Source organism: Microbacterium schleiferi (assembly GCF_038150145.1).
Lineage (GTDB): Bacteria > Actinomycetota > Actinomycetes > Actinomycetales > Microbacteriaceae > Microbacterium > Microbacterium schleiferi_B.
The window spans coordinates 24,117-39,284 of the sequence record NZ_JBBWSA010000016.1; the positions used below are offsets into that span (position 1 = coordinate 24,117).

A 15,168-nucleotide genomic window follows, 5' to 3' on the forward strand; every position below is an offset into this window, starting at 1 on the left:
GGAGATCGAACCTCAGGCTGCGATCACGAGCCGAGCTGGCCGAGCGTTACATCGACCGTGCGGGTCTGACCGTCGCGAACGAAGGTCACCGTTGCATCGCTTCCGGCCGCAGCAGCGCGCACCTGGGCGGTGAGGTCGGTCGCATCCGAGATCGGCACGCCGTTGAAGCCCGTCACGATGTCGCCGGCCTGCAGGCCGCCGCGCTGGGCCGCGCCGCCGTCGGTGACCTCGGCGATGTAGGCGCCGGCGATCGTCGAATCAGCGATGGCTGCCGCATTCTGCACACTCGCACCGAGCAGTCCGTGCGTCGCCGAACCGGTATCGATGATCTCCTGCGTCACGCGCTCGACAACGTTCGAGGGGATCGAGAAGCCGACGCCGATGGAGCCCGACTGACCTGAAGATCCGCCCGCAGAAGCGATGGCGACGTTGATGCCGATGAGCTTGCCGTCGGAGTCCACCAGCGCACCACCCGAGTTTCCGGGGTTGATGGCAGCATCCGTCTGGATCACCGCGATCGAGATCGTCTCGCTCGACCCGGTGCTGCCCTGGTTACCCTGACCGAAGTCGAAGTAGAACGGCCCCTCCGTCCCGTTGCCCTCGGAGTTGGGGTCGCTCTCCTCGGTGTCGGGCGCAGCGGACGACGAAATCTGGATCGATCGGTTGAGTGCGCTCACGATACCTGTGGTCACCGTGTTCGACAGGCCGAGCGGCGCGCCGATGGCCACAGCCTGGTCGCCGACGTTCAGATCCGAGGAGTCCGCGAACTCGATGGGCGTCAGGTCCTCGGCACCGACGAGCTTGATCACGGCGAGGTCGTAGGTGGGGTCGGTGCCGACGACGTCAGCATCGTAGACGCGCCCGTCTGACGTGGTGACCCGGACCGTCGCGTCTCCGGTCGCACCGTCGAGGGTGACGACGTGCGTGTTCGTGACGACGTAGCCGTCAGAGGTCAGCACGACGCCGGAGCCTGTTCCGCCGCCGCCGGAGGAGGTTGCCTCGATGGTCACAACGCTCGGGAGAACCTTGGTCGCGATCCCCGTCGTCTGCGTCACAGAGGATGTGTCGTTGACCGTGACGCTTGCGGGTCCGGATGCCGTCGTCACGGTATCGGGGGCGAACAACGCGGCCCCGGCGTAGGCACCGCCAAGGCCGGCGGCACCGCCCACGAGAGCTGCAGCAATGATGATCCCGGCAACCGCGCCAGCGCCGACCTTGGCGCGGGGCGCCGCCGTCGTGGTGGGAGCGAAGGCGTACTGCGGGGCAGTGCCCGGCGAGGTGAACGGCGCCTGCGCGTAGGGGGACTGCGGATGGTGGGTACCGGCCGCGGGAGGAGCCCATACCGGCGAAGAGCTTGCGGCAGAGGGCGCCCCGGGTGCAGGCGGCAGCGGCTCCGTCGGCTGCGTCGACCCTGCGGGTACAGCGGCGTTGACCGCCGCCGCATCAGCGACCTGCGCGGAAGCGTCGGTGGTCGGCGCTGCGGCGTCGGTGGTCGAGGTGGAGGCGTCGGTGCCCGGTGCGGTGAGGTCTGTACCCGCGGTGTGAGCGGGGCGCTCTGAGTCGGTGGGGTCTGCGGTGTTCTCGCTGCTCATGGATGCTCCTTCCAAGCACCATCAACGGTGGCGCCGGATGCTGTGTGAATCCTATGGCTGAGTCGGGAGCGGACTATGCAGTCGTCATGCTCTCGTTCGGTGCCGCACCGACGACACCGGTCACGGACGCGGGATCACGTCGAACCGACGCAGCCGGAGGGCCGGGTTGACGCGCCGGACGCGATCCACGGCATCCGGGTCCACGTAGCCGACCGCAACGTCGGTGCCGGTTCCGACCCCTGCGATCGCCACACCCTGGGCGTCAAGCACGACCGAGGCCCCCACCCCGAGCGGTGGCGGGTGGTCTGCTGCCGCGACGAACACCGTGTTCTCGATCGCGCGGGCCGCGAGCAGCGTCTGCCACTGGAACTCCTTGAGCGGCCCCCGGACCCAGGCTGCGGGCACCACGATGCCCTCCACTCCGGCATCCGCGAGAGTCCGTGCGACCTCGGGGAAGCGCAGGTCGTAACACGTCATGAGCCCCCAGCGCAGCCCGCCGACCTCGAAAGTCTGCGGTGGCGCGATCTCGCCCGCTTCTACCCAGTCCGACTCCCGGTGCCCGAACGCGTCGTAGAGATGGAGCTTGCGGTACACGGCGAGGACGCCGCCCGGACCAACAGCGACCACCGCGTTGCGCACCTTCCCGGGGGTGCTTGCCGTTTCGATCAGGCCCGCGACGATCACCGCGCCGGTGCGCTGCGCTGACTGGTGCAATGCCGCGACAAACTGCCCATCCACGTCCTGCGCGTGACGCGCGAGCGTCTGATCGAACGGGTCCATGAAGTAGCTGGAGTACTCGGGGAACACCACCAGTTTCGCTCCGCGATCCGCTGCAACGTCGACCATTCGATCAATCTGGCGCGCGTTGGCCTCGCTGTCTGCAGACGGCGCGAACTGCGCGATCGCCACGGCGACGGCCGGTGCCGGCATCCGGGTCATGAGCGGTCAGCCTTTCGCGAATGGTGCCTGCGCAAATACCCCGGCACCACGAGCCACAGGATGACAACGGTGGCGCCGAGGGCGGCTGCCGCGATCCAGGCCGGGTCGAACCCCAGAACGACGTCGAAGACGAAAGCGACGACCCCCACGAGAAGGATACCCACCGTCGCCAGAGCACCAATGAGCGCGCGGTGACCGAAGATCACGACGTCGGGCTTGGCGAGCCTACGGAACAGGCCTCGGTGCATCGCCACCGGCGCCAAAGCGAGGATCGCGCTGAGCGCCGCGAGCACCAGGAGAACGAGGTAGAAGGCACGCTGTGGGTCGGTCAGATCGCCAAACGCTGGTTGGAACGCGACGGCCAGCAGAAATCCTGTGAGGATCTGCGTGCCGGTCTGGAGCACTCGCAACTCCTGCAGCACGTCATCCCAGTTGCGATCGGCGCGCTGGCTCGGCGTCTCGGATCGTCCGTCGAACGCGGCGTCGGCGGATGGTGCCGCCGGAATCTCGCCTGGGGATGCCATCATGCGGCCATCCTCCCCGCCGCGTATGAGTCGGGGCAACCGGCAACCCCTGCTCGATGGCCCGAGGTGCGAGGCTGCGGAAACCGTGCTAGGGTTGATCCTTGTGCCGCGGGGTGGAGCAGTTCGGTAGCTCGCTGGGCTCATAACCCAGAGGTCGTAGGTTCAAATCCTGCCCCCGCAACCAAGAGAAGGCCCCGGATCCACAAGATCCGGGGCCTTCTGCATTGCTCCGGGAGCGCACCGAGGTGAGTTCAGCTGGCGTCAATCGCCTGGCTCACGTCGGTCAAATAGCGCCCGATGAGCTTCAGTTCATCTTCCGTGTACGGCTCGGTCACGCGACGCATCTGCTCGAGGTGTTCGGAGAAGTGCCTGAAAAAGGTCGCCCGCGAGTGCGCCGTCAACGTCAGGATGCGCGCCCGCCGATCCCGCGGATGCGGGTGTCGCTCGATGTAGCCGGCGCTCTCGAGCCGGTCCAGCAGCTTGGTCGTCGATGCCGTCGATATCCGCAGGTGCTTCGCGACCTCGTGCGGGCTCACGGAGTCGCCCCGCTGCTCTCGCACGATCATCATGCGCAGGGCCGCGAGATCGGTCGCGTTCATGTCCATGTCGTCTTTCATGCCGCCGTTCATGCGGTCCATGGCATCATTGAGCGCACGGATGCTCAGCAACACCTCCAGCACGGCCTGCTGGTGTGGAGTCTGCGGAACCCACGGCGTGGTCATGATGGACACCCCTTTCCACTCCTTGTTATCATCAGACCGGAGATATCGCTAGCTAAACTAGCGATATAGGAGGAGGAACAATGACCGATGGCGACCATGTGGTCTTGCTGGACGACGACGGCAACCCGGTAGGCACCGCCCCGAAGAGCAGTGTGCATGGCACCGAAACCGCCCTCCATCTTGCTTTTTCGTGCCATGTCCTCAACGCCCATGGCCAGGTGCTCGTCACTCGCCGGGCCCTCGACAAGAAGACCTGGCCGGGTGTGTGGACCAACTCGTTCTGCGGCCACCCCCGACCTGCAGAGCCAGTGCTGTCGGCGGTGCGGCGCCGCGGCGAGTTCGAGCTCGGCATCCGTCTGACAGACATCGAGCTCGCGCTCCCCCTCTTCCGCTACCGCGCCGTGGATGCGGGCGGAATCGTTGAGAACGAGATTTGCCCCGTCTACATCGCACGCACCGACGACGAGGTGGCACCGAACCCGCTCGAGGTCGCCGAGGCGCGCTGGGTGGATCCTGACGAGCTCGGCGCATCGCTGATCACCACTCCGTGGGCATTCAGCCCGTGGCTCGTCCTTCAGTCACAGCAACTCCGCCTGTTCGAATCACCGCAACTGCAGCGACGAGCGTCATGATCCCCGACGCCGCCCGAATCGCCGTCGACACCGCAATCGACGACGCCCTCGAGCGACTCGCCGCACGGGCGACAAAGCAGGGAGAGTCGATGTCGGCGCTCATCGCGGCTGTGAGCAGCGCGACAGCCGGCGGCAAGCGCCTGCGCCCCCAGCTCGTCGTGGCATCCTTCCTCGCGGTCGGCGGCGACCTCGAGCGTGCACCCGCCCTGTCGTCGGTTGCCGCGGCGTTCGAGCTACTGCACAGCGCCTTCGTCATCCATGACGATGTCATCGATCACGACGTGACCCGGCGGGGCGTGCCCAACGTCGCCGGTCGATTCCGCATCCGTGCGAAGGCGCAGGGAGCTGACGCGAAAGGAGCGGCACTGCTCGGGGACGCTGCCGCGATCCTCGCCGGCGACCTTCTGCTGCACGAGGCTACCCGGATGGTGGCCCTGGCCGAGGTCCCCGACGGGCAACGGGCCCGACTGCTTGACCTCCTCGATGATGCGGTCTTTGTTTCGGCTGCCGGCGAACTCGCCGACGTCGAGAACAGCGTCACCCCCGAGCTCGCCGAACAGGCAGAGATCCTCGCAGCCACCTACAACAAGACCGCCGTCTACTCGTTCACCGCGCCCTTGTGCGCGGGGGCGATCCTCGCGGGTGCACCCTCGACCTGGATCGCGGACCTCGAACGCATCGGCGGCTCCCTGGGCCTCGCTTTCCAGCTCGTGGACGACCTCATCGGCGCGTTCGGCACGGCAGAGCAGGCGGGTAAGGATGTCGGTAGCGACCTGCGCGAGTCCAAGCGAACACCACTCATTGCGCTTGCCCGCGAGAGCGCGCAGTGGCCATTGGTCACCAGCACCCTTGCCGTTGCGCATACCGGTCCGATCGCGGTCCGGCACGCCCAGTCCGCGCTCGAAGCCAGCGGCGCCCGTGAACGGCTTCATCAGCTCATCGCCGAGAACCTGTCGGATGTTCGCCGACGCGCTTCCCGTTCGACGCTCCCGCCCCGCGCGGTGACCTTGGCCGATACGCTCGCTGCGGCAGTGGAGGATCGCATTCCGTGAGTCATCAGCCGACGGGCATCGCACTGTACGACACGGCGGCCGACGAGGCTGCCGCAGCCGTGATCGCGGCATACTCGACCTCGTTCAGCATGGCCACGCGCCTCCTCGGGTCCCGAGCCCGCACACACGTGCGCAACATCTACGCCCTCGTGCGCGTCGCAGATGAGATCGTCGACGGCCCCGCCATCGAGGCCGGCCTGAATGGCACGCAAGCCGCTAGCCTCCTCGATGCGCTACAAGAAGAGACCATGGCCGCGATCGACCGGCGTTTCAGCAGCAACCTTGTCGTGCACGCCTTCGCGCGGACTGCTCGCGAGTGCGTCATCGGCGCCGACCTCATCGACCCCTTCTTCGCGTCGATGCGAACCGACCTGACCGTCGCCGCCCACGACGACGCCTCCCACGACTCCTACGTGTACGGATCGGCCGAGGTGGTCGGACTCATGTGTCTGCAGGTGTTCGTCAATGCGGGCCAGCCCTCGCCATCCGGTCCCAGCCCCGAACTCGTCGACGGCGCTCGGCGCCTGGGCGCAGCCTTCCAGGACGTCAACTTCCTGCGCGACCTCGACCATGACGAGGAGACGCTCGGACGCGACTACCTCGGCATCGCCACGGGCGATCATGACCGAGAGGCGATCCTCGACAGGATCGATGCTGACCTTGCCGCTGCAGCAGCGGTGATCCCCCAACTACCGGCTGACTGTCGGCGCGCCGTGATCGCGGCGCACGACCTGTTCGCCGAGCTCTCGCGCCGATTGCGGGCCGACCCCACACCGGCCGTGAGAGTGCGCGTGCCCGATATCGTCAAGGCAGGGCTCATCGCCCGCGCCCTGGTGGGTGCCGCGCCACGCCGAACCGGCGCGTGAGTCCCGCGAGCGCCGATCACGTCCCCCGACACCCGCCCAGGAATGAGGAGTCAGCATGAGCGAGACGGCTAGCGCCCACACCCAGGGGGCACCGACCGACGCCGGCAGCGCGGTGGTCATCGGGGGCGGCATCGCGGGCCTCGCGACTGCAGCCCTCCTCTCCCGCGAAGGGTGGTCGGTGAGCCTGTTCGAGGCTCGCGAGCAGGTCGGGGGGCGCGCCGGAGTCTGGGAGGCTGGCGGCTTCCGCTTCGACACCGGACCCAGCTGGTACCTCATGCCCGAGGTGTTCGACCACTTCTTCCGACTGATGGGGACGAGCACCGCCGAACAGCTCGACCTCGTGCGCCTTGACCCCGCCTACCGCGTCTACAGCCAGCCGCCGGCCGGCACCGCGAGCGATCCGATCGACATCCGCTCGGGCCGCGAGCTTTCCACGCAGCTGTTCGAGAGCATCGAACCGGGTGCGGGTGCTGCCCTTGCCGCATACCTCGACTCGGCGAAGGATGCCTACGATCTGGCGGTCACCCGGTTTCTGTACGACACGTATGAGACGACGGCGGGTCTTCGCGACCCGGCGCTGCTGCGCCGCGTGCCGCAGCTCGCTCCGCTGCTGACGACGACGCTCTCGCGTCACGTCGAACGCCGCTTCAGCGACAAGCGTCTCCAGCAGGTCCTCGGCTACCCCGCAGTATTCCTCGGCGGGTCCCCATACGGGGTTCCGAGCCTCTACCACCTCATGAGCCACCTCGATCTCGCGGACGGCGTGCTCTACCCGCAGGGAGGGCTCTACGAAGTCATCCGCGCCGTCGAGCGCGTCGCGCGGGGAGCAGGCGTGTCCATCGAAACGGGCGCCGAGGTGACCTCGATCGTCACGACCCCCACCGCCGGCGGACGCGCGCAGGCGACGGGAATCACGCTCGCCGATGGACGCCGGGTGGATGCCGACCTCGTCGTTTCGTCGGCAGATCTGCACTTCACGGAGACCCAGCTGCTTCCCGAGCCGCTACGCACCTACCCCGAGAAGTGGTGGGACAAGCGCACTCCGAGTCCCGGTGCGCTGCTTCTGCTCCTGGGAGTCGAAGGCGAACTGCCGCAGCTCGCCCACCACACGCTGCTGTTCACCGAGGACTGGCGCTCGAACTTCGATGACATCTTCGGCGAGCACACCCGCATCCCCGACCCGGCATCGATCTACGTCTGCAAGCCCTCCGCGACCGATCCCACAGTCGCTCCCGAGGGCAGCGAGAACCTGTTCGTGCTGGTTCCGATCCCCGCGGACCCGAGTCTCGGATACGGCGGCGTCGATCGTGGCGGCTCGCCACGCATCGAAGCCGCCGCCGATCGCGTCATCGCGCAGATCTCTCAGTGGTGCAATATCCCGGACCTGTCCGAACGGATCACCGTTCGCCGCACGATCGCACCCGGAGACTTCGAACACGACTTCCACGCCTGGCGCGGCAACGCACTGGGCCTTGCCCACACGTTGCGCCAGAGCGCCGTGTTCCGCCCCCGCAACGCATCGAAGAAGGTCGACTCCCTCGCCTACGCGGGAGCGTCGGCACTACCGGGAATCGGACTGCCGATGTGCCTGATCTCGGCCGAGCTCGTCGTCAAGCGCCTGCGCGGCGACCGCTCCCCCGGTCCGATTGCCGAGCCGGCGGCCGTCTGAGATGCCGGGTCTGTATCTCCTGGCGATCCTGGTCTCTGCGGCGGGGATTGCGGTGATCGACGCGCGCTGGCGCTTGGCAGCCTTCGCCGCCCCCGTCCGAACGCTGGCCGCCGTCGGGATCGGAGTGATGTTCTTTCTCGCGTGGGATGCCGTCGGCATCCTCACCCGCGCATTCATCAAGGGCGACAGCGGCCTGTTCATCGGGATCGACCTCGCACCCGAGCTTCCCCTGGAAGAGCCCTTCTTCCTCGCGTTCCTGTGTTACCTCGGTCTCGTGATCTATGCCGGCGCGCTCCGCTACCTCGACTCCCGCGCCGCGCGGTCGAACGCAGACGGGGCGGTGAGTGGGCAATGACGTACGCGCTCATCATCATTCCCTTCGCGCTGTTCACGCTTGTCGTGACGCTGCTGTCGGCGACACAGCCGGGCATGAAACAGCGGATGTTGGCATCGACGATCAGCGCGGCCGTTCTCGTCATCCTCACCGCGATCTTCGACAACGTGATCATCTCCGCGGGGCTCGTCGCCTATCCCGAGGGCACCTCGAGTGGCATCCGCATCGGGGTCGCACCGATCGAGGACTTCTCATACGCGATCTGCGCCGCCTACCTCGTGCCTGCCGTTTACGTCCTGCTGCCCAAAGCTCGCATGGGGGTCGCACGTGAGCAGCGCTGAGTCGACTCTCGGGCCCGGCCGGGTGATCCGCGAGCTCTTCGTCTCGTCGCGGCCGGTGAGCTGGATCAACACGGCCTACCCCTTTGCTGCCGCCTACCTCCTGACGACCCGGCACATCGACGCGACGTTCGTCATCGGCACCCTGTTCTTCCTCATCCCGTACAACCTGGCGATGTACGGGATCAACGACGTCTTCGACTACGAGTCGGACCTCCGCAACCCCCGCAAGGGCGGCGCGCACGGCGCAGTCCTCGATCGACGGATGCACCCCATCACCCTGTGGGCTGCCGGTCTCTCGTGCGCCCCGTTCGTGATCTATCTGGCGATGGTCGGGTCACCGCTGTCGTGGCTCATCCTCGCGCTGAGTCTGTTCTTCGTGGTGTTCTACAGCGCGCCACCGCTGCGCCTGAAGGAGCGACCCTTTGCGGACTCGGTCACCAGCAGCATCCACTTCGTCTCCCCCGCCGTCTACGGCCTGATCCTGGCCGGGGCGACCTGGACCTGGCAGCTCGGACTCATCATCCTGGCCTTCGGCCTGTGGGGTGTCGCCTCGCACGCCTTCGGCGCGGTCCAGGATGTCGTGGCCGACCGGGAAGCGGGAATCTCGTCGATCGCCACGGCTCGAGGGGCGCGGTGGACTGTCAGGTTCGCCCTCGTCTGCTACGCCCTCTCCGGGCTGGTCATGCTCGGCACGGCCTGGCCTGTCCCGCTGGCCGCGATCGCCGCCATCCCGTACCTCGTCGCGGTCTGGCCCTACCGATCGATCCGTGACGCCGACGCCGAACGTGCCACCATCGGCTGGCGCCGATTTCTCTGGATCAACCAGTTCGCCGGCTTCGTCGTAACGCTGCTGCTGATCTGGTGGTGGATCCTGACCGCCTGAGCGCGCCTACTGCGCGCCCAGGGCGATCAGCTGCTCCACCGCCGCCGTCAGCCGCGCGTCAGCCTCGGCGAAGGCCGTCAGATCGCCAGCCTTCAGAGCCGCATCCCGGTCCAACATGGCCTGCTGAGCCTCCTGCAGCGCCACCTGGTACGCGCCGGTGGGCTCGGTCGGCGTCGTCGTCTCCGACGGGCTTGGCGCGGGCGTCGGCTGCGTCGTCGCGCCCGGTGTGGGCGTCACATCGCTGTCACCACCGGTGGCACCGGCATCACCACCGAAGAGGGCATCGAGAGCTTCGGACAGGGTGTCCTCGAACGCGATGTCGTTACCGAACGAGACGAGCACCTTCTGCAGGGTCGGGAGCTTTGTCGCCCCCGACGACTGCACAAAGACCGGCTGGACGTACAGCAGTCCGCCGCCCACCGGCAGGGTGAGCAGGTTTCCGTTCAGCACGTCAGACTGGCCCTGCTTGAGCAGGTTGATCTGAGATGAGATCAACGGGTCGGAGTTGAACGTGTTCTGCACCTGTCCGGGGCCGGGCACTGTCGTGTCGGCCGAGATGACGAGCATCCGGAGCTTCCCGTAGTCATCCCTCGGCGTTCCCGCAGCGTCTCCGGCATTCGAGTCCACCGCGAGGTAGCCCATGAGCACGTTTCGGGCGTTGCCTGCCTCGGCCGACGGAATGAACGTGGTGAACATCGAATACGTCGGCGAGGTCTGACCTGGCATCTGCATCGACAGGTAGTACGGCGGCTGAAGCTCAGCGTCGTTCTGCGGGTCGTTCGGGGTCTCCCATGCGTTGTCGCGCTGGTAGAACGACTGCGCGTCGCTCACGTGGTACACGCCGAGGATCGCGCGCTGCACCTTGAACAGATCGGTCGGGTACCGCACGTGACTCATGAGGTCTGCCGACATCTCGGAGACCGACTTGAGCGTCGAGGGGTAGACCTTCTGCCAGGTCTGCAGCACGGGGTCTGTCTCGTCCCAGGCGTACAGGGTCACGGATCCGTCGTAGGCGTCGACGGTGGCCTTGACCGAGTTGCGGATGTAGTTGATGTTGTCGAGCCCGAACCGCTGCTGCGTCGTGTTCGAGTCCGAGATCGCCTCCTGGAGGCTCACCGTCGACGAGTACGGGTAGTTCGCGCTGCGGGTGTACCCGTCGATGATCCACACGATGCGACCGTCGACGACGCTCGGGTACGGGTCGGAGTCCAGCTGGAGGTACGGCGCAACCTTCTGCACGCGCGTCGCCGGATCCCGGTCGTACAGGATCTGCGAGTCCTCGTTGATGTCGTCAGAGAAGAGGATCTGCTCGGACTGGAACTTCAGCGCGTAGATCAGACGGTTGAACACGCTCCCGACGCTCGGGCCGCCGTTTCCTTCGAACGTCGTCTTGACGTCGCCGGAGCCTTCCGAGGAGCCGGTCGGGTAGTCAAGCTCAATGGGCGCCGTCCCCTCGGGAGCCCCGACGATCGAGTACTGCGGCGACATCTCACCGAAGTAGACGCGCGGCTCGAAGTCCTCCTGATCGGAAAGGAAACCCGAGGCGGGGATGCCGCGCTCGAGGAAGACCGGCTCACCTTCGGTGGTGCGGTCGTTGCCCTTGGCGACCACGAGCCCGTAACCGTGGGTGTAGATGAGGCTGGTGTTCTGCCAGGTCTGTGCGGCGGTATCGAGCTGGTTCACGTCGAGTTCGCGCACCGAGACGACAGTGTCCTGTGACTGGCCGTCGATCTCATAGCGGTCGACGTCGAGCGGATTGTGGAACTGGTAGTACGCACGGTACTGCTCGAGCTGCCGCACCGTCGGAGGGATGATCGTCGGGTCCATGATGCGGATCTGAGCCGTCGTCGCGGCATCCTCACGCAACTGCCCGGCCTCGGCATCGGTTGCTGCCGAGAACTCCATCTGCTCGAGACCGCTGACGCCATAGGCGGCCTTCGTCGCGTCGATGTTGTACTGGTAGTACTGGGCCTCGTAGTTGATCTTGTTCGGGGTCACCTGGAACGTGTTGACCACCCAGGGGTAGCCGACACCGACCACGACCGTTGCTACCACGAGCACCGCGGTGGCAACCAGCGGGTACCGCCAGCGACCGATGACGGCTGTCACGAAGAAGAGGATCGCCACGACGATCGCGCTGATGGCGAGGATCGACAGACCCGGGATGACAGCGTTGACGCTCGTGTAGGCGGGCCCGGTGATGCGGTCATCGTTTTGGACCATCAGCAGGTAGCGATCCAGCCACAGGCTCACACCCTGCACCAAGACGTAGAGTCCCGCGATCACGGCAATCTGAATACGAGCGGACTTTGAGATGCGCAGTTCTCGCTGGCCCACCCGGACCGAGCCGTAGAGGTAGGACACGACCACGGTCACCAGCAGGCTCACCAGCAGCACCGCCGAGACGAAGCCGAGCAGCGCGCTGTAGAACGGCATCGCGAACATGTAGAAGCCGGTGTCGAGGTTGAAGATCGGATCCGTCACATCGGTGGCAACGCCGTTGAGCCACAACCAGGTCGTCTGCCATTGCGTGGATGCCGCGAATCCCGCGAAGAAGCCGAAGAAGACGGGGATACCCCACATCGCCAGGCGACGCAGCGGCTCGACGACCTCCTGATAGCGATCCAGTTGCGAACTGAGCCGCACATAGACCGGTCGCAACCGGTAGGCGAGCTGAATGGTGACCCAGACCGGAACCGCCATCCCGAGGAAGCCGATGACGAACATGATCACGCGGGCTACCCACTGCGTGACCAGAACCTCCTGGAATCCGAGCTGGTCGTACCAAAGCCAATCCGCGTAGAGGCTCGCGAAGATGAAGAAGCCGACAACGAGCGCGGCAATGATCGCAAGGGAGATGGCGAGGATGCGGCGGGACGGCGAAGGCGTGGCCCTGTTCGGCGCTGAGGTCGTGGTCACCGTTTCATCCTAGGCGGCAGCTTCTGAGCGATCGCCGTACAGATGCCCTGATCCTGTTCGCTCTGAGCGACCTCGCGCGCTCGGCCCGGCACTCACTCGCAGGTCGGGAGTTGCGCCAGGTCTCCACCCGAACTGATCGTGTCGAGAACGCTCAGCGCGTCATCGAGAGTCTGAACCGAGAACACCTGTAGGTCGCCGGGAATCTCGCCCACGACCTCCGGACAGTTGGCGGCGGGCGCGAGGAAGTAGTCGGCATCCGCTCGATAGGCACCCCACATCTTCTGCTGGATGCCGCCGATCGGCCCGACGGTCCCGTCGGCGGTGATCGTGCCGGTCCCCGCAACGTTCTGGCCGCCGTTGAGGTTGCCGGGCGTCAGCGTGTCCATGATTCCCAGAGCGAACATCATCCCCGCGCTCGGCCCACCGACGTTGTTCAGCTGGATCGTGACGTCGATCGGAAAGTCATAGTCGGTGATGAGGGTGATTCCGATGAGCCACATCGTTTGGCCGTCCACGGTGGTGGCGGCCGGCGTGACCTCGACCGTCAGGGGCTTTCCATCGCGCAGGATGTCAAGGCTCAGCGGAGCCCCACCGCCCTGCTGCACCTGCTCGCGCAGGGCCGCGGCATCGGTCACCGGCTCGCCGTCGGCGCGCAGCACGACATCGCCTTCTTCCAGGATGCCGTTTGCTGCGGCATCCTCACCGACAGAGACGACCGACACCTGCCTGCCGACGTCGTAGCCAAGCTCGGTGAGCGCTGCCGCTGTGGCTTCCTCTTGAGAGTCGACCATGAGAGCGGCTGATTGCTCGCTGCGCTGCTCGCTGGTTTGACCCTCGGGGAAGACCGACTCGATGGGGACGACCGCGCGGGAAGGGTCGAACCACGCGACCGCAAGATCGAACCACGACGGCGGTCGCTCGCGACTTCCCGCGATCTGCACGGTCAGGAGGTCCAAGGCGCCCGAGGTCGGGTAGGTCTCGGCGCCCGAGACCTCGATGAGCGGAACCTCCTCACCGTCGCTCGTGCTGACGGTTCCGAGCGTGTTGTAGACCGGGCCGGGAAGCTCGATGACGTACGCGGTCGGCAGGAACGACATCGCCAGCAAAGCCAGCAGCGCGACAACCAGCGCCCACAGACCCACTCGCGTGCGGCGATTGATGGGCGCCCGTCGCGCAGGCGTCACCGATACGTTCTCGTCGAACAGCGCCACGTCATCCTCTCGGCCGTCGTTCGCGACCGGCGTAAGGCGATTCAGGTGGGGCCCGCGGGTGCGATCATTCGTGCGACTAGCGTAGAGGCCAAGCTCAAGAACCGGCTGAAAGGCGGCACCCGTGGCTGACGACGACCGGAACCCCGACGACGACCTTCCCGAGCTGTTCCGGCAGCTCTTCGGCCAGGCCGGCATGGGCGGCGACCAGCTCGCCGAACTGCAGAAGATGGGGTTCGACCCCGCGATGATCCAGCGGGCCATGCAACAACTGCAGGGCGCGATGGCCTCGGCCGGCGAGGGCGGGATCTCCTGGGATGCCGCCACGACGCAGGCACTGCACATCGCGAACAAAGACGGCGCGGGGATCACAGCCGCCGACCGCTCGGCAGCCGATGACGCCTTCACCCTCGCATCCCTCTGGCTCGGCGAAGCCACGACGATCTCCGACCTCCCGGGTCCGGGAGTGACCATGACCCGCGGCGGTTGGGTGGAAGCCACCCTGCCGGTGTGGCAAGAGCTGGCTGAGCCGGTAGCGACGAGCATCGCGGATGCCTTCACTACGGCGCTCCAAGAGCAGTCGCCTCCCGAGATGCAGCAGATGATCGCCGGTGCCGGGCGGGTGATGCGCACGATCGGTGGTTCTCTGTTTGCGGCACAGCTGGGAACAGTCGTCGGAAATCTCTCGACGGAGGTCGTCAGCGGCGGCGATGTCGGCATCCCGTTGCTGCCTGACGGCCAGGCCGCCGTTGTGCCCCAGAACTACGCGCAGCTCGCGAAGGACCTCGAGATCCCCGACGACCAGTTCGCGCTCTACATCGCCACCCGTGAACTTGCGCACGCGCGGCTGTTCCGCCACGCACGATGGTTGCGACTGCACGTGCTCTCGCAGGTCTCGGACTTCGCGCGCGGAGTGCGGGTCGATACCGGAGCGCTCGAAGAGCTCGCGGGCCGGTTCGATCCGCAGCACCCCGAAGAACTGCGCGAGGCGCTGGAGAGCGGTGCGCTGCTGCCGGAACGGTCCGAGTCGCAGCAGGCGGCCCTTGCCCGCTTGGAGACCATGCTGGCCACGATCGAGGGTTGGGTTGACGTCGTGACGGCGCAGGCCACAACCCGCCTGCCCGCAGCAGACCGCATCGCCGAGACCGTGCGACGGCGCCGCGCCGTAGGCGGGCCGGCTGAACAGGCGCTCGGAACATTGGTCGGACTCGAGCTTCGTCCCCGCCGCATCCGTGAAGCCGCGAGCATGTGGCGCGCGATCACGGATGCCGTCGGCATCGAGGCGCGAGACGAGCTGTGGGACTCGCCCGACCTGGTCCCCACGGCTGCCGACATCGACGACCCGAGCGCCCTGATTGCGCGGCTCGAGGCGCGAGCCCGCGGTGAAGAACCAGCACCGGACGAGTTCGACGACGCGCTGGCACGACTGCTGTCGGGCGAAGACGGCGGTCCTGCCGAAGACGGCCCCGACGAGCAACCCGTCTAGG

General features: G+C 66.7%; 14 protein-coding genes and 1 tRNA gene. 9 read left to right on the plus strand and 6 right to left on the minus strand.

All coding sequences use genetic code 11. From position 1 onward, the window contains the following. Positions 1-23: 23 nt before the first annotated feature. From AADH62_RS14310 to AADH62_RS14320, 3 genes are all read right to left on the minus strand, one after another. The gene (locus tag AADH62_RS14310) at positions 24-1,592 is read right to left on the minus strand and encodes a S1C family serine protease (RefSeq protein ID WP_341580101.1); all 1,569 of its coding nucleotides are present in this window, start codon (positions 1,590-1,592) and stop codon (positions 24-26) included. 120 nt (positions 1,593-1,712) lie between these two features. Beyond that, positions 1,713-2,522: a carbon-nitrogen hydrolase family protein gene (locus tag AADH62_RS14315; protein ID WP_341580115.1), complete on the minus strand. Its 810-nt coding sequence runs from the start codon at positions 2,520-2,522 to the stop codon at positions 1,713-1,715. Between the two features lie 5 nt (positions 2,523-2,527). Next, complete coding sequence (locus tag AADH62_RS14320) at positions 2,528-3,058, minus strand: DUF6328 family protein (protein ID WP_341580102.1); 531 nt, start codon at positions 3,056-3,058, stop codon at positions 2,528-2,530. A gap of 104 nt (positions 3,059-3,162) precedes the next feature. Between AADH62_RS14320 and AADH62_RS14325 the strand changes: the two genes are divergently transcribed. Continuing rightward, positions 3,163-3,239 (plus strand) — tRNA-Met (locus AADH62_RS14325). A gap of 67 nt (positions 3,240-3,306) precedes the next feature. Here AADH62_RS14325 and AADH62_RS14330 read toward each other — a convergent pair. Continuing rightward, on the minus strand, positions 3,307-3,777 hold the full coding sequence (locus tag AADH62_RS14330; protein WP_341580103.1) for a MarR family winged helix-turn-helix transcriptional regulator: 471 nt from the start codon (positions 3,775-3,777) through the stop codon (positions 3,307-3,309). An 80-nt stretch (positions 3,778-3,857) separates the two neighbouring features. Here AADH62_RS14330 and idi point away from each other — a divergent pair, with 80 nt between their 5' ends. Genes idi through AADH62_RS14365 form a run of 7 tightly spaced genes read left to right on the plus strand, consistent with a single transcriptional unit; the run spans position 3,858 to position 9,554 of the window. Next, complete coding sequence (gene idi, locus AADH62_RS14335) at positions 3,858-4,409, plus strand: isopentenyl-diphosphate Delta-isomerase (protein ID WP_341580104.1); 552 nt, start codon at positions 3,858-3,860, stop codon at positions 4,407-4,409. After that, a complete protein-coding gene (locus tag AADH62_RS14340) occupies positions 4,406-5,461 on the plus strand; it encodes a polyprenyl synthetase family protein (protein WP_341580105.1) in 1,056 nt (351 codons plus the stop codon). Before idi ends, AADH62_RS14340 begins: the two co-directional genes overlap by 4 nt. Further along, positions 5,458-6,327, plus strand: a complete 870-nt coding sequence (locus AADH62_RS14345; RefSeq protein WP_341580106.1) for a phytoene/squalene synthase family protein — start codon at positions 5,458-5,460, stop codon at positions 6,325-6,327. Before AADH62_RS14340 ends, AADH62_RS14345 begins: the two co-directional genes overlap by 4 nt. A gap of 55 nt (positions 6,328-6,382) precedes the next feature. After that, positions 6,383-7,996, plus strand: a complete 1,614-nt coding sequence (gene crtI / locus AADH62_RS14350) for a phytoene desaturase family protein (RefSeq protein ID WP_341580107.1) — start codon at positions 6,383-6,385, stop codon at positions 7,994-7,996. A 1-nt stretch (position 7,997) separates the two neighbouring features. Beyond that, positions 7,998-8,351, plus strand: coding sequence for a lycopene cyclase domain-containing protein (locus tag AADH62_RS14355; RefSeq protein ID WP_341580108.1), 354 nt, complete (start codon positions 7,998-8,000; stop codon positions 8,349-8,351). After that, entirely contained in the window at positions 8,348-8,671 is a 324-nt protein-coding gene (locus AADH62_RS14360) for a lycopene cyclase domain-containing protein (RefSeq protein ID WP_341580109.1), read from the plus strand. Before AADH62_RS14355 ends, AADH62_RS14360 begins: the two co-directional genes overlap by 4 nt. Continuing rightward, positions 8,658-9,554, plus strand: a complete 897-nt coding sequence (locus AADH62_RS14365; protein ID WP_341580110.1) for a prenyltransferase — start codon at positions 8,658-8,660, stop codon at positions 9,552-9,554. The genes AADH62_RS14360 and AADH62_RS14365 overlap by 14 nt, the downstream gene beginning before the upstream one ends. 6 nt (positions 9,555-9,560) lie before the next feature. Here the strand turns inward: AADH62_RS14365 and AADH62_RS14370 are convergent, their stop codons facing one another. Both AADH62_RS14370 and AADH62_RS14375 read right to left on the minus strand, forming a co-directional pair. After that, positions 9,561-12,473, minus strand: a complete 2,913-nt coding sequence (locus AADH62_RS14370; RefSeq protein WP_341580111.1) for a UPF0182 family protein — start codon at positions 12,471-12,473, stop codon at positions 9,561-9,563. Positions 12,474-12,565: 92 nt separating this feature from the next. Next, positions 12,566-13,684 (minus strand): YlbL family protein, encoded by a 1,119-nt coding sequence (locus AADH62_RS14375; RefSeq protein ID WP_341580112.1) that lies wholly within the window; start codon positions 13,682-13,684, stop codon positions 12,566-12,568. A 121-nt stretch (positions 13,685-13,805) separates the two neighbouring features. On the opposite strand from AADH62_RS14375, the gene AADH62_RS14380 reads away from it, so the two are divergent. Beyond that, positions 13,806-15,167, plus strand: coding sequence for a zinc-dependent metalloprotease (locus AADH62_RS14380; protein WP_341580113.1), 1,362 nt, complete (start codon positions 13,806-13,808; stop codon positions 15,165-15,167). Position 15,168 lies beyond the last annotated feature (1 nt).